Raw genomic sequence first — 17,954 nt, 5'->3', positions numbered from 1 at the left:
CTTTATAATTATGACCTGAGTAAATACTCACAAAGCGGTTGTCAAAAAACAATAAAACGCCCGGAAGATCGTCTTCCGGGCGTTATTGTGTTTGAAAAACCTCGATAGGGTCAGTTTGCTGTCAGAAACGCGCTCAGCATCAATGCGCCAGAGATTGCTCCGATATACATCAGCCTGTCACCATTCAGGCTGATCAGATACCATAAGCCGCGTCCACTTGTCTGAATTGTTCGCATGTCATCACCTATTTACTCGCACTTCATAAGTTACGTGTAGATTGTGACATGAATTGGGCAGAATTCTGACTGGATCAGGAAATCATCAAGGGCAAAACAGATCGTTTGATACGGCAAAGGCCATCAGCGCCAACAATAACCCCAATCCGATCGTCATCAAAACCTTCAGCACCTTTTCATTCGGTGGTCTGCCCGTCACGGCCTCATAGGCGAAAAACACCAGATGGCCACCATCCAGAATGGGAACCGGGAACAGGTTCATCAATCCCACGGCCGTCGACAACAGCCCAACAAACATGAAAAACGACATGGCGCCCTGACTGGCGGCAGACCCAGACATTTGGGCAATTCCGATCGGGCCCGACACACCGCAAGAACTGATCGCTCCTGTGACCATGTGATAGACGCCCGAAAATGTTAGCGTGACAAGGCCAACAACGCGATCAGCGCCAATTTCCACTGCACGTGTCAAACTTGGCGTTTCGACAACAGGATCAAAAAACAGATCAGCGCTTATCCCGATCAGCCAGCGCGTTTCAAATCCACCATCAGAACTCGGCAAATCGCGACGGATAGGTGACATGGTCAGGGAAAGCTCCTGACCATCGCGCCATACCAATAGCGATACTGGCGCGCCGTCTGATTTGCTGATGGGCGGGATCAAATCATTGAAGTGGCGCATGGGTTCATCATTGACGGCCAATATAACGTCGCCAACTTCTACGCCCGCCTCATGGGCCGCGCCCGTTGGGTCCACAAATCCAACCCTTGCCGGGTTCAACAAGGGGCCGCTTACGGTCAATGTCTGCCCATTACGGATGATTTCATAGTCGAACTGATCTCTCCGCTCCAATTCAGAAACCCGTGCTGAAAAATCTGCGTCGGCAAACGGTATCCCCTCGACAGAGATCAGCGCGTCGCCTTCCTGAATTTCATAATTTGTCTCTGGAAGCGGATAGATATCGCGAATGGTCAAGGGATCTGACGCGATCCCTGTGGTCATCGCGATAGAGGCAAAAACGACTAATGACAGAACTAGGTTGAAAATAGGACCCGCTGCAACGGTCGCCGTTCGCGCCCACAAAGGCGCCCCATGCATGGTTTGGCGTATCTCTTCTTCGGTTAAACCCGTCGCAGCAAGAACATCCTTGCCGGATGCCGCATCGGAATCGCCCCTAAACTTTACGAACCCTCCAAATGGCAGCGCAGCAATTTGCCACTTTGTCCCGTGCCGATCAGACTTCGCCCACAGAACCGGTCCAAACCCCAACGAAAATACATCCGCCTTGATCCCGCTAAGCCGTCCAACAATGTAATGGCCGTATTCATGAACTGCGATGATTATCAGCAATGCGACGATAAACGCGGCCAGCGTAAACAACACGCCACCAAATGAGGGGATAAAATTTAAAAGATCCAATACTCTACCCTGCTTTCTGGGATTTCGATCCCATGATTATCTCATCTGCCTTCTGACGTGCCAGATGGTCTAAATAGCGAATGTTTTCAAGTGTTGTGTCTGCTGAGGCCGGATTTGATCCTGAAATCGTGACATCCAAAACGCGCCGGACAACACGCGCCATGTCGGTGAATCCAATCGCACCTGATATAAAATGATCCAATGCGCGTTCTTTGGCTGCGTTAAAGATTGCGCCGCTCAAACCGCCCTCCTCCATCACACGCCAGGCCAGATCCAAGGCAGGGTAACGGTTGTGGTCGGGGGCGCTGAATTCCAATGTGCCGATATCGTGTAAATTCAGACGCTGCACCGGCAAATACAGACGATCCGGCCAATTCAGGGCATAGCCGATCGCATGGCGCATATCAGGTGCACCCAGATGCGCCATCATGCCACCATCCTGATATCCGATAATTGCGTGAACCAGAGATTGGGGGTGTACGACAACCTCTATCTGATCAGGTCTAATGCCAAAATACTCTTTACATTCTATAACTTCCAATGCCTTGTTAAACATAGAAGCGCTGTCAATCGTAATGCGCTGCCCCATATCCCAATTCGGATGGTTAGAGGCATCAGCCACGCTGGCAGCGGCCAATCGGTCAAGCGGCCAATCGCGAAACGCCCCGCCGGATGCGGTGATGATAATCCGTTCGACAGTGTTTATGTCTTCGCCAACCAAAGCCTGAAAAATGGCCGAATGTTCACTATCGACCGGCAAGATATTGGCCCTGTGTTCCTGGGCCGTTTTCATCAGCAACGGACCTGCGGCAACCAGGCTTTCCTTATTGGCAAGGGCCAGAGTTGTCCCATGCCGCAGCGCTCTTAACCCCGGTTCCAGCCCAGCCGATCCGACAATGGCTGACATGAACCAATCCGCAGGTCGATCTGCAGCTTCGATCAAGGCGTCAGGGCCCGCAGCCACCTTTACATCTGTCCCAGACAACAAATCCTTCAATTTCTGGAACAAATTAATGTCGGAAGTTACTGCAAATTTTGCGCGAAATTCTATTGCATCATGGGCCAGCTGTTCAACATTTTGGCCACCCGTCAGCGCAATGATCTCAAACTCATCCGGTCGGCGGCGGATCAGATCAAGTGTGCTTTGACCGATTGACCCTGTTGATCCAAATATCGTCACTTTCCGCATTGCGTGCCCCTACGGATAAAGCCCAAGAACCATCAGCAGAACAACAGCCAGCGACGCCCCGATCAGCCCGTCAAACCGGTCAAACACACCACCATGCCCGGGAATAAGGTTTGAGGCGTCCTTCACCCCCATCTTCCGCTTTAATGCGCTTTCTGTAATGTCACCCATCTGCGACGCAAATGACAGAACCATCCCAAACATCACCGCAGCAAAACTTGCATAGACAACTCCGGCCAGCACCCCGGCGGCGATCCAGCCTGCACTTGTCCCTGACCATGTCTTCTTTGGGCTGACCTTTGGCCAGAATTTAGGTCCGCCAAACGCTTTACCAGCGAAATACCCAGCCACATCCGTGACCACAACGATGGCGATTAACATGATCACCTCTTGCAATCCGACATGACGGATGATCAACAACACCGCGCAGGCCATTGTAATTACACCAGAATATAGTGCAAATATCCTACGGTGATCAGACAGAAGGATTGCGCCCAGTATCGCTGGTGCCACCATGATAAATGGCAAGAGTGAAAACAGCCAGCCGTCCGATGGCCCCTGGATTACCGCTAAAATAGCGACCGACGCACCCGCACCGACCCCGGCAAGGATCAGACTGTTGGATTGGCCGCCACCCAACATTGTGGACAGTTCCCAGATCATCGCACCAGCACAGATTGCGATCAGCACCGCAAACCAAATCCCGCCGGCCCAGATCGCAGCGCCCCCAACCAGCAACATAACCACCGCGGACAGGATACGAACCTTCAGATCAGCCCAATTGGAACTCATGCTTTGACACCGCCATATCGACGTTCTCTTTGTCCATAACTGCTCAGGATATTGGCAAAGATGTCTGCGGTAAAATCGGGCCACAGTGTATCGATAAACTCATATTCAGCATAGGCAGATTGCCAGAGAAGAAAGTTTGAAATCCGTGCTTCCCCGCTGGTACGAATAACTAGATCAGGATCAGGTAAAACATATGTATCCAAATACTTTGGCAGCGTTTCTTCATTCATATCATCTGGATGCAACCGGCCTGCCAAAACGTCCTGCGCCAGGCGTTTCGTGGCCCGGGCGACCTCATCCCGACCACCATAGTTGATGGCGACGGTCAGGTGAACGGCGTCATTGTCTGCCGTCAGCAGTTCCAATTCATCCATCAATGACACCAATTTTGGGTCCAGTCGGATACGATCTCCGATGAAACGTACTTTGATGTTGTTGTCTTTTAACGCCTGCGCCTCGCGGGTGATGTAGCGGCGAAACAGCGACATCAATCCGCTCACCTCTGCCTGCGTTCGTTTCCAGTTTTCCGTCGAAAACGCAAAAACGGTCAGGTACTTCACCCCCAAATGCGGGCAGGCCTCTACGATTTCGCGCACGCGTTTGGCCCCGGCCTGGTGCCCAAACAGTCGCGGCCGCTTCCGTTGGGTCGCCCACCGCCCATTGCCATCCATAATGATGGCCACATGGCGTGGTCCGTTCGTTTCCGGTTTCGTCATGGACACAAAGCCCCCCTTTCCGGGAACGAAGTCACACCTGCATGATCTCTTCTTGCTTATTGCTCAAGGCGTCATCAATCGATGCGATATGTTTGTCGGTCAGATCCTGAACCTCGGATTCCCAGAATTTCTGGTCATCCTCTGACATGCCGTCAGACTTGGCTTTTTTGATCTGATCCATGCCATCACGCCGCACATTGCGCACCGCCACACGAGCGCTTTCGGCATATTGGGCCGCAACCTTGGTCAGTTCGCGCCGACGCTCCTCGTTCAATTCGGGAATCGGCAACATGATTATCGTGCCATTAAGTTGAGGATTGATCCCCAAACCACTTTCACGAATAGCTTTTTCCGCGACGCCAACCAGGGATTTATCCCAGATGTTTACCGTTACCATACGTGGTTCTGGCACATTAACCGTTCCCACCTGGTTAATCGGGGTCTTGGTACCATAAGCATCAACCATGATCGGCTCCAGCATCGAGGCAGAGGCCCGCCCGGTTCTCAGCGATGCAAATTCCGTTCTAAGGGAGGCCATAGCCCCATCCATGCGGCGATCAAGGTCATCAAGGTCGATTTCGATATCTGACATTGCTTTACTCTTTTTTGTTATTTCCGACGCAAATGCACTTGGTTGTCTATAACTTTATCCATGTACGGTTGTATAGGTACCTTTACCGGCCAGAATACCACGGAACCCGCCCGGTTCATCCAGGGAAAAGACGATGATCGGGACATTGTTATCGCGTGCCAGCGCAATCGCAGATGCATCCATAACCCCCAGATGTTTGGCCAAGACCTCGTCATAGCTGACACGATCAAACCGCTTGGCATCGTCGTGTTTTACGGGGTCTTTGTCGTAAACCCCGTCCACTTTGGTGCCTTTGAAAATGGCCTCACATCTCATTTCATTGGCCCGAAGCGTGGCTGCCGTGTCGGTGGTGAAATAGGGGTTTCCGGTTCCGGCGGCAAAGATACAAACGCGTTTCTTTTCCAGATGTCGAACGGCACGGCGACGGATATAGGGCTCACAGACCTGATCCATAGGGATGGCGCTGATCACACGCGTAAACACGCCCAGGCTTTCCAATGAGGACTGCATGGCAAGCGCATTCATGACCGTGGCAAGCATCCCCATGTAATCGGCTGTGGTCCGTTCCATCCCTTGGGCAGATCCCTGAAGACCGCGGAAAATATTACCGCCCCCGATGACCATGCAAATCTCGACCCCCAGATCATGGACCGATTTGACCTCTTGGGCGATTCTTTCAACCGTCGGCGGATGCAGGCCATATCCCTGATCCCCCATCAGCGCCTCACCCGATATTTTCAACAATACCCGTTTAAAAGTGGTTTCCGGCTCGGATTGCGGTCCATCATTCATTGCGGGCTCCTAGGGCTAACAAGTGTTCGGCGCAAAATGTCTTAAAACGGGGCCGGGTTCAACGGGGAAGCGGTAATGAATTTGACCTAAAACGCCATGGGCCCTATTTCAGCCCCTGATCAGAACAGAAAGTATCGCCGTGCCCGCCCTGCCCTTTGACATTTCCCCGGATCAACCGGTGCTGATCGCCGGGCCCACGGCCTCTGGCAAATCCGGGCTGGCACTGGACATCGCGCAAGCCCAGAACCGACCGATCGTGAACGCCGATGCGCTGCAGGTTTTTGACGGCTGGCGCATCCTGACCGCCCGCCCCGGGCCAGAGGATGAGGCTTTAGCCCCTCATCATCTTTACGGGCATGTTCCCTATGCGGATGACTATTCAGTCGGGGCGTGGCTGCGCGATGTCGAGCCCTTCCTGAACAGCAAACCCGCCCCGATCATTATCGGTGGCACAGGGCTTTATTTCCGCGCTCTGACCGAAGGTCTGGCAGAAATCCCGGTCCCGTCTGCAGATACTCGTGCCGAGGCCGATGAAATACTGGCCACACACGGCATCACCGCCCTGTTGGCCGATCTGGATGCAGATACCATGGCCCGGATCGACCAACAAAACCCGATGCGGGTTCAACGGGCATGGGAAGTTTTGCGGGCCACGGGCAAAGGCCTGGCCCAATGGCAGGATGAAACCCTGCCGCCCTTGCTCCCCTTGGAGCAAACCTTTCCCATCGTGGTAGAGGCCGACAAGGATTGGCTGATCAACCGCATCAACCGCCGCTTTGACATGATGATTGATTTGGGCGCATTGGAAGAGGCGCGCCAGATGCTGCCGGACTGGGACCCAAACCGCCTGTCATCCCGCGCAATCGGCGCGCCAGAGTTGATTGCCCATCTGAAAGGCGAACTTGATCTCGGCACAGCCATAGATAGGGCCAAAATAACCACCCACCAATATGCCAAACGTCAGCGCACATGGATGCGCAAGCGGATGCAGGATTGGCATATCCACACCGCGTCATAAGCTGCAAATCGCACGCGATTTACCAAATTCCTTTACGAAACACCCGTTCAGTCGTTATTAAGTTTCTGTTCAGGGACAGGGGGCAGTTTTGGTCAACGCTTCACAGACCGAAGGCATTCGGATCACGCCTATACCAATTCTCGCACAGGGCGGCAGTTGGCGGATAGAGGCGATGCGCAGCTATTCCTCAGATCTGTTGTTGTGGTTCACCCGCGGTCAGGGCCGGATCACCGTGGCAGGCGAAACCCGCGGTTACGGGGCCTTCAATGCGGTTTATATCCCAGCGGGCACCATGCATGGGTTTTCAATGAACGCATCAGCCTTTGGCACAGCGGCCTTTATTCATCCGGATCTGAACCTTGGTTTTCCGGATCAGCACCTGCAATTTCGCATTCAGGAAACCTATCATCAGGCCGAACTCACAGGCCTGCTTGAAAACCTGAAACGAGAGATTGAGAAGGGTGAACTTGAATCGGGCCGCGCAATCTTTCACCACGCCGGACTGCTTGGCGTTTGGTTGGCCCGGGCACGACAGAAATATGCCAAAGCTGCCAAACCTCGGTTAAAAGAGCCGCTAGTCGCCCGCTACACGGCGCTGATTGAACAAGATTACCGATCCGGGCGCAGCGTCACTGATTATGCGGCCGCGCTGGGCATCACACCTACCCACCTGACGCGGCTCTGCAAACAATCCTGCGGAAAATCGGCCTCTGCCCTGCTGTCAGACCGTTTGATGTTTGAGGCCCGCCGCCAACTGCGCGACACGCGCATACCGGTCCAGAAGATCTCTGATGATCTGGGCTTCGGCTCCGCGTCCTATTTTTCCAGAGTATTCCAGAACCAAACAGGCATGTCGCCTTCTGCCTTTCGCAAGGCACGACGCGAATAATCGCATCTAGCTGCCCAAAATCGCAGTCACGTAATTTCGGGTTTCGCGATACGGCGGGATGCCACCGTAACGCTCAACCGCCTCTGGTCCGGCATTATAGGCCGCTAGCGCCAATCGCCAGGTTCTGAACCGATCATATTGCTGTTTCAGATAACGCGCACCACCATCCAGATTGTCGACCGGATCACGAGGATTTACACCCAACACCTGCGCCGTACCGGGCATCAATTGCGCCAACCCGATCGCCCCTTTGTGTGATACGGCACCCGCATTCCAACCGGATTCCTGCTGAACCAACCGCAAGAACAGATTTTCGGGCACGCCGTGACGCCGGGCAGCATCCCGGGCCAACTGCAGATACGGCCCGCTATAGGCGCCATCATAATCGATGACACCATCCACCCCCGGCACGATGATGCGTTGCGGTTCGATAGAAACCCGATGACCCTCTTTTCGCGATGTCATACGATCCAGCACACGCGCTTTGCGGTCGAAATCATCGCCAGACCCCCACAGCAATACGCCCTCCGCCTGAACAGGCAGAGAAAACACAGCAATAATCGATACTAACAGAACGTGTCTCACGTGCCCCCCAGCAACAACAACAATCGCAATATAGCGATTTTGAACGACTTCGCCAGTATTTGGGCTGAATTCATGTTTTCTTTACCACGTCGGGGTGGTGTAACGTTGTCCAAACCACTTTAGAGATTCGAAGGGAAGATTAATGGCAGGGTCGGTAAACAAGGTAATTCTGGTGGGAAATCTGGGCGCAGATCCAGAGGTCAGAACCTTCCAAAATGGTGGAAAAGTCTGCAACCTGCGCATCGCCACGTCGGAAACATGGCGCGACCGCAATACCGGCGAACGTCAGGAACGCACCGAATGGCACACCGTCGCTGTCTTTTCCGAAGGTCTGGTAAAAGTGTGCGAGCAATATTTGCGCAAAGGTGCCAAAGTTTATATCGAGGGCCAGCTGCGCACCCGCAAATGGCAAGATCAATCCGGCAATGACCGCTATTCGACAGAGGTTGTTCTGCAAGGTTTCAACGGCACGCTGACCATGCTAGATGGCCGCGGCGAAGGCGGCGGCTACAGCCGCGGTGGTGACTCCTCTGGTGGCGGCTATGATCAAGGCTATAGCGGCGGCGGCAGTTCCAACCCGGCCCCGGCCGCAAGTGATCTGGACGATGAAATTCCGTTCTAAAACCCACGCGACCAGGGTTTCGCTCTCAATCAACTCCACAAAAGGGGCCGGCCAAAGCCAGCCCCTTTTTATGTGGTCGGGGATACAGATTGATCGCGCTTGTCAAAGGCGGGTTTGCGGACAAAGCTGCCACTTATAAATTCTAGCCTAATATCGTGATTGGGCGGAATAGTATGCGGCGACGTCTTCCAGGTCTTGATCACTGAGTTGCCCTAGTTTTCTCGTCATTGCTTCGTTTTTGCTGCTATCCACGCGCGTACCGGTCAAATAATTCCGCATTTCTTGAAGCAAGTAGACTTCGGGTTGCCCCGCGAGCATAGGGACAGGTTGGAAAGATGTTGAACGCGCGTTGCCATCCTCGCCGTGACAGTGAGCGCAATTTGTTCGCACTAGATTCTTTCCATTTTCAATGTCACCCTCAGAAATGGCTGGCTCTGCTAAGACACTAGTGGCGAACATGAGTGATAAGATCAATCGATGGTTCATGTTGATCTCCGTGTGAAGGATAAAGAGCAATGCAAACTATAACACAAAAATCGTCATTAAATTAGGCTGCGCAAATAAAGCTGTATGTCAGCATTCTACGCTCTTTCAGGCCCAAAAGTTGGTTTTTCACCATCTCTTTGGAAACGTCACCGAACAGAATTTGTGTAGTAACGGGAAGCGACTTTTTGGGGTTTGGTTGAGAAACCCTCTTCGATAGCCAATTGTAACTTTCAGATGTTGAATCCTCTTCGCTTAAGATTCTAAATCCTGCCTTCGACAGTTGCTCGGCCATTTCCTTTGGTGTCGCAAGATGACTGATCGACGGGTCCGTTGCCCACGGCGCTGGATAGAGGACCTCGCCACCTTCACCTTGAACAATATCGTAAATTCCAAATCTGACGCCTGGTTTCAGAACGCGGTGTGCCTCTCGGTACATCGCCAATTTGTTGGGAATGTTCATAGCAACGTGGACAGTGACTGCCCCATCAAAATGGCAATCTGGGAATGGAAGGCTAGTTGCGTCGCCTTGTATAAAAGTTGTGTGCTCGCCTAAGTTCACCCAATCCGATATGGTATTGGCGGCGTCACAGAATTCTTGTGTTAAATCAACTCCGACAACCCGGGCACCTGATACTTCGGCAACGGTTCGGGATACGCCACCTAATCCACTTCCGATGTCGAGTATCATTGCGTCTGTTTTAATTTTCATTTTTTCTATGAGCTGTAAAGTTGCGTCTCTTCCGCCAAAATGAAACTCATCAATTGGTTCAAAATCAGATGCGCTCAGCTCTGACGGTTCGTATCCACTGTTGAGTAAATCATCGGAAATTCTTTCGATGAGGCTGATACTTCCACCGTAATGCTTGGATACAGATTCAGTCATTTGCACCACCTTCAAAATATCCGGCCATGTCCCCAAGAACAGTCACTTTGCCCGTTTTGTTTATGTTATCACAATTTTTGCGAAGCCCGAGGAAGTCAATTTAAGTCTGGTCCGCTTTGGGCTCCAACCAGCCATTTGATCGAATGAAGTATGAATCAGGTCGTCCTTGTCTTCCATTTTTGGTATGCACGTTATACGCAACTCACACCGACGTCATACCGACGTTGCGCAGTCGTAGTGCAGCATAACAAAACAACCTGTCAAACCCTGGTCCATGCCGGGGTATTTTATTTCTGATGTTGTTGGATCACCGCGCGTCCAGTGCCTCTTGCAGCACGGTTTTCACCACGCCCAGATCGACTTCAGAGGTCACAAAGGCCTCCCCAATGTCTCGCGCCATGATGAAACGGATTTTGCCGTTCAATACCTTTTTGTCCTGCCCCATCAGCGCGATCAGCGCATCTGCATCAGGTAATTCCCCTACAATATCAGACAGATCAACCTTCATCTTCATGTCACGTAGATGGGCGCGAACCCGGCTGGGCGCCTCTTGCGAACATAACCCCAACTTGGCCGACACTTCAAAGGCCATCGCACATCCGATGGCAACTCCCTCACCATGCAGTAGCCGGTCCCCATACCCCGTGGCGGCCTCCAGCGCGTGACAAAACGTATGCCCCAGGTTCAAAAGCGCCCGGTCGCCCTGTTCGGTCTCATCCCGCGCCACAATATCCGCCTTCATCTGACAAGACTGACGCACCGCCTCTGCCCGAAGCGCTTGATTGCCCACCGCCATTTTCGGGGCATTTTCCTCCAACCAATTGAAAAATTGCGCATTTCCCAGCAGCCCATATTTCACAACTTCACCATATCCCGCCAGAAAATCGCGTTCCGACAGCGTGTTCAGAACGTCAATGTCAGCCAGCACCAAAGACGGTTGATGAAATGCACCGATCAGGTTTTTACCATGAGAGGAGTTGATCCCCGTCTTTCCACCAACAGAGCTGTCAACCTGCGCCAGCAACGTCGTTGGCACCTGCACAAACCGTACCCCCCGACGCAAAACAGCCGCTGCAAAGCCGACAAGATCACCAATAACACCCCCACCAAGTGCGATCACCAACCCGTTACGTTCAATCTTTTGCGCCAGCAACCAATCCACAGTGCGCGAAAACTCAGGCCAGCCCTTTGTTGCCTCCCCAGCCGGTAAAACCAAAGCGTCTGATGTAATTCCTGCCTTCTGCAAACCGCCTTGCAAGGACGACAAATGCAATGATGCAACCGTTTCATCCGTGACAACGGCAACATGGCTTTGCCCTTGAAACAAAGCAGAAACATGCTGACCACATTCCGCCAACAACCCCGATCCAATCAGGATGTCATAGGATCGATCGCCCAGATTGACATGAACGGTCTGTGTCATTGAACTTCCTCTAGAATACCGGGAACTGTTTTCAGCGTGTTGATAACTGATCGCGCCATGTCATCGATGCTGTATTTCGCGTTCGCATCCACGGCAACATCGGCCTTCGCGTAGTGGGGCACGCGCTGATCATAAATCTCGCTGAGCGTCTGATAAGGATTGGCTGTGCGCAGCAACGGGCGCGTATCCTTGTGCTTTACGCGGGTCCACAGCAAATCCAGATCAGCGCGCAACCAAACTGACAGCCCCTCATCATGGATCAGCTGCTTGTTGCGATCACTTAAAAACGCCCCGCCCCCAGTGGACAGAATGCCTCTTTCTTCGTTCAGCAATCTGGCGATGACTTCTGTTTCACGGTCCCTGAAAAAGGTTTCACCGTCTCGCTCGAATATTTCGGCAATGGACATATTTGCCGCGCGCACGATCTCTGCATCGGAATCCAGAAAGGGAACATCCAACATTGCTGCGACGGCTTTGCCAACCGCAGATTTGCCGGCACCCATCATCCCAACCAGAACGACCGTCTTGTTCAGTTTCAGCCCCATAACGGCAATGTCCCGCTAAAAAATTTATTTATCTGCCGAATGGCATGATCTTGCCGAAAAGGCTATATATGGGAACAGTAAGGTCGTCGAGAGCACGACCGCGTTGAGGCAGAATTAACAAAGGCACATATCATGAAGCGTCTATTCAAGTTTCTGATCTTTCTGATCCTGTTCGGATTTGTCGGCCTGATCGGGTTTGCCTATCTCGGAAATCTTTCTCCTGAAACCAACGAGGTACAGATTCCGGTAACGCTCGATGCGGAATAGACTTCTGCGGATCAGCAGTGTCGCGCTGATCGGCATCGGAACATCGGTCGCCGCGCAGGCGCCGCTGTCTGCTATTGACTGGCTGTCTGAAACAGTTACCGAAGACCGGACCGCCCCTACCCACAACCTGGATGTAACCGACAACGCAGCGGTCGAGGGTATCACCGTTCGTTCGCTGGACGAGGTCACGCTTGATTCCATCGGGGTTCTAAGCGCGGCAGAACTTGGCCTGCCCAAAAACCTATGGGGAAACGCCGAACCCAGCGCGATCATCGCCGCGCTTTCGGGGGCAGAGCTTTCCAACACCTTGCCCGCAATCTCGCATTTTCAGCGTCAAATCATCTTGATGCAGGTCAACGCGCCGGAAAACAGCGACGGATCTATTTTTCTGACACGGGCAGATGCTTTGCTGTCGTTGGGGGCGTTGGAAGAGGCCAATGACCTGCTTCTGGCCACGCAACTGAACACGCCGGAACTGTTTCGCCGTTGGTTCGACATCTCTTTGCTGACAGGCCAAGAATCACATGCCTGCAATGTACTTCGCAAAAGTGGGGATTTCGCCCCGACCTATCAGGCGCGTATATTCTGCCTTGCCCGAAACGGGGATTGGGATGCCGCCGCCCTTACCCTGAATTCCGCCGAAACTTTACAGGTCATTTCCACAGATGATTACGACCTGATCGCCAGATTTCTGGATCCGGACCTCTATGAGGGGGAGCCTATTCCGATCCCGCATGCCATTCCGTCGCCCCTGACATTCAGGATTTACGAGGCGATTGGCGAATCCATTCCCACCAAAACCCTACCACGTGCTTTTGCACATTCTGATCTGCGCCCCGTTTCGGGCTGGAAAGCGCGCATAGAGGCCGCAGAGCGCCTTGCAAGCGCGCATGCGCTCTCTTCGCAGGAGCTTCGAGACATTTACTGGGAACGCATGCCAGCAGCCTCTGGCGATCACTGGGACCGTGTACGCCTGTTTCAATCTTTCGACAATGCGATCAGTTCTGACAATGCAGAGGCCGTATCCCGCATTCTTCCGGAAATATATTCACAGTTGACGAGGGAGGGCCTGACCCACATCCTAAGCGACCTTTACGCCATCCCCGTTACCCAGATGGAACTGGAAGAATCCGCCGACAGGATCGCGTTTCGAATTGCTTTGCTTGCGGATCCTTCAGAGCAGAGCGATCCCAGCCTGCCGGTCACCCCGACAGATGCAGAGATATTTCTATTTGCCTTGGCAGAGGGGCAACCCGATCGCGTCGCCCCCATTAACAATCCCCACATTCAGGCTATCAGAGACGGCTTTGACGGCACCGCGCCGTCGATGTCCTATCGTCTATTGCTGAATGATGACCGGGTCGGAGAGGCGCTGTTTCTGGCAGTTAACGAATTTGATGCCGGTCGTGATGGTGATCTGGAGCTGATTTCGCGTGCTCTGCGATTAATGCGTCACATCGGACAAGACGAAGCCGCGCAGAAGTTTGCTTTGCAATATTTGATTATGGACCAGTCGATTTAATGAAACCAGAACAGTGGATATCAACCTTTCTGGACGCACAAGCGGCTGAGTTAAACGCTGCACAAAACACGTTGCTGGCCTATGGTCGCGATTTGCTAAGCTTTTCGGAATGGTGCGGCACAAATCACCTTGAATTTGAAACTGTAGCCCGCCCGAACATTGAAAGCTTTCTGATCCACAGCAATGAACAAGGTTTGTCCAGCGCCACCTGTGCCAGACGCCTGTCAGCCGTCCGGCAACTGTTTCGCTTTGCTTATGAAGAAGGTTGGCGAACGGACAATCCCGCCTTGCAAATTCGCGGGCCAAGCAAAACGAAAAGCCTGCCCACCACCCTGTCGCAGGAAGACGTGGACGCTTTGCTGGTTGCCAGCCGATCCTTTGGCAAAAACGAAACTGAACGGCTGCGTTGCACCTGTTTGTTAGAGCTACTTTACGCCACAGGGATGCGTGTCAGTGAACTGGTCGGCTTGCCTATCGCCGCCGTCCGGGGCGATCCGCGAATGATCATGGTCATGGGTAAAGGCAACAAGGAACGCATGGTCCCCCTGTCCCAGCCCGCGCGCGATGCTTTGGCTGCGTGGGTTGCGGTCAGAGACGCCGTAGAGGAGAAAAAGCAGGCACAGGGCAAACTTGTGTCAAAGTTCCTGTTTCCCTCGCACAGCAAAATTGGCCATATGACGCGGCAAAGTTTCTTTATTCTGTTAAGAAAACTTTCCGCCGCGGCCGGGCTCGACTCCAAACATGTCACGCCCCATGTTCTGCGTCACGCCTTTGCCACGCATCTTTTGGAAAATGGGGCCGATTTGCGTAGCATTCAAACGCTTTTGGGTCATGCCAGCCTATCAACAACAGAAATCTATACCCATGTTCTGGATGAACACCTGAAAGAGCTGGTTGAAACCCATCACCCTTTGGTAAAAAAACAAGGCTGATCAACGCACTTCATGCTATAGGCAGAAAATGCACAGCATCACCCAAGCGCGAGTTTGAGCGGAGAAAATCGAAATGGACGCTGCATTCTGGATCACATGCGGGGCTATCGCAGCCCTGTTGTTGTTGTCCGCCTTCTTTTCCGGTTCCGAAACCGCTTTGACTGCTGCCTCCAGAGGTAAACTGCGAACCCGCGCTGACAAGGGCGAACGTGGCGCCGAACGCGCCTTGCAGGTGACCGAAGACAACGAACGCCTGATCGGGGCGGTTTTGTTGGGGAACAACCTGGTCAACATTCTCGCCACATCGCTGGCCACCGCGCTGTTCACCCGCATGTTCGGTGAAAGCGGCGTCGCATTGGCCACCTTGGTCATGACGGCGATGGTTTTGGTTTTTGCCGAGGTTCTTCCCAAAACCTATGCCATCACCAACCCCGAAACCGCGGCCTCGCGCGTGTCCCCGGTGATTGCGGTGGTGATCTTTCTTTTTTCTCCTGTGGTGTCGTTCGTTCGCCTGCTGGTGCGCATGTTTCTGGCAATATTCGGCGTCAAGACGGACCCGGACAGTCATATTCTGGCCGTCCGCGAAGAAATTGCCGGGGCAATTTCCCTGGGCCATTCCGAAGGAACCGTTGAAAAAGAAGACCGAGACCGGATTCTAGGCGCTCTTGATCTGGCCGACCGCACGGTGGATGAAATTATGCTGCACCGTTCCCAGATCGAAATGATCGATGTGTCATTGGAACCCGAAATCATCTTATCCCAATGCCTTGCATCCCCGCACACCCGTTTGCCAATCTATGACGGCGAACCGGAAAACGTCGTCGGGATCATCCACGCCAAAAACCTGCTACGCGAAATGGATCGTTTGCGTCGTGGGGGCCAGGCGACCGTGGATGAGATGAAAAACTTCAATGTCATTGATGTAGCAATGACCCCCTATTTCGTCCCTGAAACGACGACTCTGGATGATCAGATGCGCCAGTTTTTGCGCAGGCATACGCATTTTGCATTGGTCGTCGACGAGTATGGCGCCTTACGTGGCCTGATCACACTCGAAGATATCCTGGAAGAAATTGTTGGCGAGATCACCGACGAGTTTGACACGAGCGAGGAGCCAGAACTGCGCCGCTCCCCGGATGGCAACTTCCTGGTTGATGGGTCAATGACTATTCGTGACCTCAACCGCGCCGCTGACTGGTCGCTCCCTGATGATGAGGCCAACACCGTCGCCGGCCTTGTCATTCACGAGGCTCAGATGATCCCGACCTCGGGCCAGGTGTTCAGCTTCCATGGCTTCAGGTTTGAGGTTACGCAACGCGACAACAACCGGATCACGGAATTGAAAGTGCGTCGCCTGTAATGGCGTAAAATTCCGGGGCCATTCCGCTTCGAACCGCCAGTTCACAATGTTTGGCCAGCGCCTTTCGGTCCTTGAAATCCGATACACGCACCGGATCATGGCAGACCAGTTCTACACTGCCCTGGCGCTGTGCTGACAGCGTTTTCAACAAATGGCTGGCAAAATCCATCTCTCCCCACCAACCATAGAAATGCGACGGCATTCCCTCTGCGGCCCGGTAAACCAGGGTAACGGGTTGGATTGTCAGGTCTTCGCGCAGCTCATCCGAAAAAAACGCAGCAAACAGTGTGGTTTTAAATGGCAGTACGCGCAGGCCATCGGTTGATGTACCCTCTGGAAAAAACAGCAGTTTATGACCTGCCGCCAAACGATTTTCAAACACCTTGACCTGACCGGTGGCATCGCGACTGTCACGGCGGATAAAAACCGTCCCCGTGGCGCGGGCGAGCCAACCAATACCGGGCCAATTGGCGACCTCGGCCTTAGAGACAAAATAGATCCGTTTGAGCGCATTCAGGGAAAAGATATCCAACCATGACGCGTGATTTGACACCACCGCCCCCTGCCCTTGCATGACCTCACCGCGCTGCCTGTATTTGATGCCAAGAATGACGAAAGCCGACCGGCATACGAACTGCGTGATGTATGGAGTAATCGGACGATGGACCCCGAATATTGGACGCTCGATCAAACGCACCAGCACCAGCAATCCAAGACACCCAAATGTGACAATGAATAGGGGAATGCCGCGCAAAACCACGCGAACCCAGCCCACCGTACCTATTTTTTCCGCACTGGGCTCTGGCGCATTCCAAGTCGCACTCAACTTTTGCGCCCTTTCACATATAAATCACGCTGGCGGGTGTTTAACCGTTCGGTATCCATCAACAGGCACACATCGATGGTCTGGAAATCGCGATCTATAAATGCCCCTTCACCCACCATGCCGCCCAAGCGCAGATAGGCCTTGATCAGGGTGGGCATCGCGACCATGGCCTGTTTTCGATCAATCTGATCAATGGGCATCAAATCCATCGGTTGAAAATGATCCGCCGCTGCACGAACACGCAATTCCGGTGGCGCCAGATGCGTGTGATGCAGATAGGACAAAGATTCCGCGTACTTCTCCGTGTCAGTTCCATGAAAGCTGGCGACGCCAAACAAAACCTCAACCCCATGCGACAACACATATTCCGCCAGCGCATTCCACAAATGGAACATGGCCGTCCCACCACGATAATCGGAGTGCAGGCAAGAACGACCTAATTCCAACAACTTACGGCCTGATGTTCGCAAGGGAGTCAGATCATACTCGCCATCAGAATAAAACCGGCCCATGGCCTCTGCCTGATCGGAACGCATCAGACGATATACGCCTACCACGTGGTTCAGATCAGAAACCTGCCGCCGCCTGTCAATCAGGATCAGGTGGTCGAAATAGGGATCAAACTCATCCCGTTCCAGGCGATTTTCATGATCGACCAGATTGCCATCACCACCCAGTTCTTCGACAAAAACCTTATATCTCAAGCGCTGTGCGGACAGCGTATCGGCCTCATTTCGGGCCAGTTTGATTTCAAATTTTGGGTCTTTGCCGGTCATGTGCGGCGATGATCCTGCTTTGCAACGGATACGGTTTGCCCGCTTCTAGGCGCAGCCGTCCTTATTTGCAAGGTTTGAACGTATCC

21 protein-coding genes are annotated in these 17,954 nt (G+C 53.1%); 7 read left to right on the top strand and 14 right to left on the bottom strand.

Annotated features, from left to right (window positions below; genetic code table 11):
• Window positions 1-110: 110 nt before the first annotated feature.
• The 7 genes from AC2D8P_RS01260 to pyrH form a co-directional block, all read right to left on the bottom strand.
• On the bottom strand, window positions 111-236 hold the full coding sequence (locus AC2D8P_RS01260; RefSeq protein ID WP_484699753.1) for a hypothetical protein: 126 nt from the start codon (window positions 234-236) through the stop codon (window positions 111-113).
• Between the two features lie 85 nt (window positions 237-321).
• On the bottom strand, window positions 322-1,656 hold the full coding sequence (gene rseP / locus AC2D8P_RS01255; RefSeq protein ID WP_484699752.1) for an RIP metalloprotease RseP: 1,335 nt from the start codon (window positions 1,654-1,656) through the stop codon (window positions 322-324).
• A gap of 4 nt (window positions 1,657-1,660) precedes the next feature.
• Window positions 1,661-2,845: a 1-deoxy-D-xylulose-5-phosphate reductoisomerase gene (dxr, locus tag AC2D8P_RS01250; RefSeq protein ID WP_484699750.1), complete on the bottom strand. Its 1,185-nt coding sequence runs from the start codon at window positions 2,843-2,845 to the stop codon at window positions 1,661-1,663.
• A gap of 9 nt (window positions 2,846-2,854) precedes the next feature.
• Window positions 2,855-3,634 carry a phosphatidate cytidylyltransferase gene (locus AC2D8P_RS01245; protein ID WP_484699748.1) on the bottom strand — a complete coding sequence of 260 codons (780 nt, stop codon included), beginning with the start codon at window positions 3,632-3,634 and terminating at the stop codon, window positions 2,855-2,857.
• The gene (gene uppS, locus AC2D8P_RS01240; protein WP_484700572.1) at window positions 3,631-4,350 is read right to left on the bottom strand and encodes an undecaprenyl pyrophosphate synthase; all 720 of its coding nucleotides are present in this window, start codon (window positions 4,348-4,350) and stop codon (window positions 3,631-3,633) included. Before uppS ends, AC2D8P_RS01245 begins: the two co-directional genes overlap by 4 nt.
• A gap of 31 nt (window positions 4,351-4,381) precedes the next feature.
• Complete coding sequence (gene frr / locus AC2D8P_RS01235) at window positions 4,382-4,942, bottom strand: ribosome recycling factor (protein ID WP_484699747.1); 561 nt, start codon at window positions 4,940-4,942, stop codon at window positions 4,382-4,384.
• A 54-nt stretch (window positions 4,943-4,996) separates the two neighbouring features.
• Window positions 4,997-5,734, bottom strand: a complete 738-nt coding sequence (gene pyrH / locus AC2D8P_RS01230) for a UMP kinase (protein WP_484699746.1) — start codon at window positions 5,732-5,734, stop codon at window positions 4,997-4,999.
• Window positions 5,735-5,873: 139 nt separating this feature from the next.
• Here pyrH and miaA point away from each other — a divergent pair, with 139 nt between their 5' ends.
• The gene (gene miaA, locus AC2D8P_RS01225; RefSeq protein ID WP_484699745.1) at window positions 5,874-6,752 is read left to right on the top strand and encodes a tRNA (adenosine(37)-N6)-dimethylallyltransferase MiaA; all 879 of its coding nucleotides are present in this window, start codon (window positions 5,874-5,876) and stop codon (window positions 6,750-6,752) included.
• A gap of 88 nt (window positions 6,753-6,840) precedes the next feature.
• Window positions 6,841-7,641: an AraC family transcriptional regulator gene (locus AC2D8P_RS01220; RefSeq protein WP_484699743.1), complete on the top strand. Its 801-nt coding sequence runs from the start codon at window positions 6,841-6,843 to the stop codon at window positions 7,639-7,641.
• Window positions 7,642-7,647: 6 nt separating this feature from the next.
• On the opposite strand, the gene AC2D8P_RS01215 is transcribed toward AC2D8P_RS01220, so the two are convergent.
• Window positions 7,648-8,226, bottom strand: coding sequence for a lytic transglycosylase domain-containing protein (locus AC2D8P_RS01215; RefSeq protein WP_484699742.1), 579 nt, complete (start codon window positions 8,224-8,226; stop codon window positions 7,648-7,650).
• A 142-nt stretch (window positions 8,227-8,368) separates the two neighbouring features.
• On the opposite strand from AC2D8P_RS01215, the gene AC2D8P_RS01210 reads away from it, so the two are divergent.
• On the top strand, window positions 8,369-8,848 hold the full coding sequence (locus AC2D8P_RS01210; RefSeq protein WP_484699741.1) for a single-stranded DNA-binding protein: 480 nt from the start codon (window positions 8,369-8,371) through the stop codon (window positions 8,846-8,848).
• Between the two features lie 147 nt (window positions 8,849-8,995).
• On the opposite strand, the gene AC2D8P_RS01205 is transcribed toward AC2D8P_RS01210, so the two are convergent.
• From AC2D8P_RS01205 to AC2D8P_RS01190, 4 genes are all read right to left on the bottom strand, one after another.
• Window positions 8,996-9,307, bottom strand: coding sequence for a c-type cytochrome (locus AC2D8P_RS01205; protein WP_484700570.1), 312 nt, complete (start codon window positions 9,305-9,307; stop codon window positions 8,996-8,998).
• An 88-nt stretch (window positions 9,308-9,395) separates the two neighbouring features.
• Window positions 9,396-10,217, bottom strand: a complete 822-nt coding sequence (locus AC2D8P_RS01200; RefSeq protein ID WP_484699739.1) for a class I SAM-dependent methyltransferase — start codon at window positions 10,215-10,217, stop codon at window positions 9,396-9,398.
• Between the two features lie 307 nt (window positions 10,218-10,524).
• Window positions 10,525-11,640 (bottom strand): 3-dehydroquinate synthase, encoded by a 1,116-nt coding sequence (aroB, locus tag AC2D8P_RS01195; protein ID WP_484699737.1) that lies wholly within the window; start codon window positions 11,638-11,640, stop codon window positions 10,525-10,527.
• Window positions 11,637-12,185 (bottom strand): shikimate kinase, encoded by a 549-nt coding sequence (locus AC2D8P_RS01190; RefSeq protein WP_484699735.1) that lies wholly within the window; start codon window positions 12,183-12,185, stop codon window positions 11,637-11,639. Before AC2D8P_RS01190 ends, aroB begins: the two co-directional genes overlap by 4 nt.
• Before the next feature lie 132 nt (window positions 12,186-12,317).
• Between AC2D8P_RS01190 and AC2D8P_RS01185 the strand changes: the two genes are divergently transcribed.
• From AC2D8P_RS01185 to AC2D8P_RS01170, 4 genes are all read left to right on the top strand, one after another.
• Complete coding sequence (locus AC2D8P_RS01185; protein WP_484699734.1) at window positions 12,318-12,452, top strand: hypothetical protein; 135 nt, start codon at window positions 12,318-12,320, stop codon at window positions 12,450-12,452.
• Complete coding sequence (locus tag AC2D8P_RS01180; RefSeq protein ID WP_484699732.1) at window positions 12,442-13,974, top strand: hypothetical protein; 1,533 nt, start codon at window positions 12,442-12,444, stop codon at window positions 13,972-13,974. Before AC2D8P_RS01185 ends, AC2D8P_RS01180 begins: the two co-directional genes overlap by 11 nt.
• The gene (locus AC2D8P_RS01175; RefSeq protein ID WP_484699731.1) at window positions 13,974-14,906 is read left to right on the top strand and encodes a site-specific tyrosine recombinase XerD; all 933 of its coding nucleotides are present in this window, start codon (window positions 13,974-13,976) and stop codon (window positions 14,904-14,906) included. Before AC2D8P_RS01180 ends, AC2D8P_RS01175 begins: the two co-directional genes overlap by 1 nt.
• 73 nt (window positions 14,907-14,979) lie before the next feature.
• On the top strand, window positions 14,980-16,266 hold the full coding sequence (locus tag AC2D8P_RS01170) for an HlyC/CorC family transporter (protein ID WP_484699730.1): 1,287 nt from the start codon (window positions 14,980-14,982) through the stop codon (window positions 16,264-16,266).
• On the opposite strand, the gene olsA is transcribed toward AC2D8P_RS01170, so the two are convergent.
• Together olsA and olsB are read right to left on the bottom strand one after the other, a co-directional pair.
• The gene (gene olsA, locus AC2D8P_RS01165; RefSeq protein WP_484699729.1) at window positions 16,238-17,092 is read right to left on the bottom strand and encodes a lyso-ornithine lipid O-acyltransferase; all 855 of its coding nucleotides are present in this window, start codon (window positions 17,090-17,092) and stop codon (window positions 16,238-16,240) included. The two genes, AC2D8P_RS01170 and olsA, sit on opposite strands and share 29 nt — an antisense overlap.
• The gene (gene olsB / locus AC2D8P_RS01160; protein WP_484699727.1) at window positions 17,089-17,868 is read right to left on the bottom strand and encodes an L-ornithine N(alpha)-acyltransferase; all 780 of its coding nucleotides are present in this window, start codon (window positions 17,866-17,868) and stop codon (window positions 17,089-17,091) included. Before olsB ends, olsA begins: the two co-directional genes overlap by 4 nt.
• Window positions 17,869-17,954: the final 86 nt, after the last annotated feature.

The organism is Roseovarius sp. YIN77 (assembly GCF_057219155.1).
This window is presented reverse-complemented; position numbering and strand designations above follow the sequence as displayed.

What these genes read in the sequence shown, in the direction of transcription:
- AC2D8P_RS01260 (WP_484699753.1), bottom strand. Translation starts at nt 236, where the DNA reads ATGCGAACAATTCAGACAAGTGGACGCGGCTTATGGTATCTGATCAGC.
- dxr (WP_484699750.1), bottom strand. Translation starts at nt 2,845, where the DNA reads ATGCGGAAAGTGACGATATTTGGATCAACAGGGTCAATCGGTCAAAGC.
- AC2D8P_RS01245 (WP_484699748.1), bottom strand. Translation starts at nt 3,634, where the DNA reads ATGAGTTCCAATTGGGCTGATCTGAAGGTTCGTATCCTGTCCGCGGTG.
- uppS (WP_484700572.1), bottom strand. Translation starts at nt 4,350, where the DNA reads ATGACGAAACCGGAAACGAACGGACCACGCCATGTGGCCATCATTATG.
- frr (WP_484699747.1), bottom strand. Translation starts at nt 4,942, where the DNA reads ATGTCAGATATCGAAATCGACCTTGATGACCTTGATCGCCGCATGGAT.
- pyrH (WP_484699746.1), bottom strand. Translation starts at nt 5,734, where the DNA reads ATGAATGATGGACCGCAATCCGAGCCGGAAACCACTTTTAAACGGGTA.
- AC2D8P_RS01210 (WP_484699741.1), top strand. Translation starts at nt 8,369, where the DNA reads ATGGCAGGGTCGGTAAACAAGGTAATTCTGGTGGGAAATCTGGGCGCA.
- AC2D8P_RS01205 (WP_484700570.1), bottom strand. Translation starts at nt 9,307, where the DNA reads ATGTTCGCCACTAGTGTCTTAGCAGAGCCAGCCATTTCTGAGGGTGAC.
- AC2D8P_RS01200 (WP_484699739.1), bottom strand. Translation starts at nt 10,217, where the DNA reads ATGACTGAATCTGTATCCAAGCATTACGGTGGAAGTATCAGCCTCATC.
- aroB (WP_484699737.1), bottom strand. Translation starts at nt 11,640, where the DNA reads ATGACACAGACCGTTCATGTCAATCTGGGCGATCGATCCTATGACATC.
- AC2D8P_RS01190 (WP_484699735.1), bottom strand. Translation starts at nt 12,185, where the DNA reads ATGGGGCTGAAACTGAACAAGACGGTCGTTCTGGTTGGGATGATGGGT.
- AC2D8P_RS01185 (WP_484699734.1), top strand. Translation starts at nt 12,318, where the DNA reads ATGAAGCGTCTATTCAAGTTTCTGATCTTTCTGATCCTGTTCGGATTT.
- AC2D8P_RS01180 (WP_484699732.1), top strand. Translation starts at nt 12,442, where the DNA reads ATGCGGAATAGACTTCTGCGGATCAGCAGTGTCGCGCTGATCGGCATC.
- AC2D8P_RS01175 (WP_484699731.1), top strand. Translation starts at nt 13,974, where the DNA reads ATGAAACCAGAACAGTGGATATCAACCTTTCTGGACGCACAAGCGGCT.
- AC2D8P_RS01170 (WP_484699730.1), top strand. Translation starts at nt 14,980, where the DNA reads ATGGACGCTGCATTCTGGATCACATGCGGGGCTATCGCAGCCCTGTTG.
- olsB (WP_484699727.1), bottom strand. Translation starts at nt 17,868, where the DNA reads ATGACCGGCAAAGACCCAAAATTTGAAATCAAACTGGCCCGAAATGAG.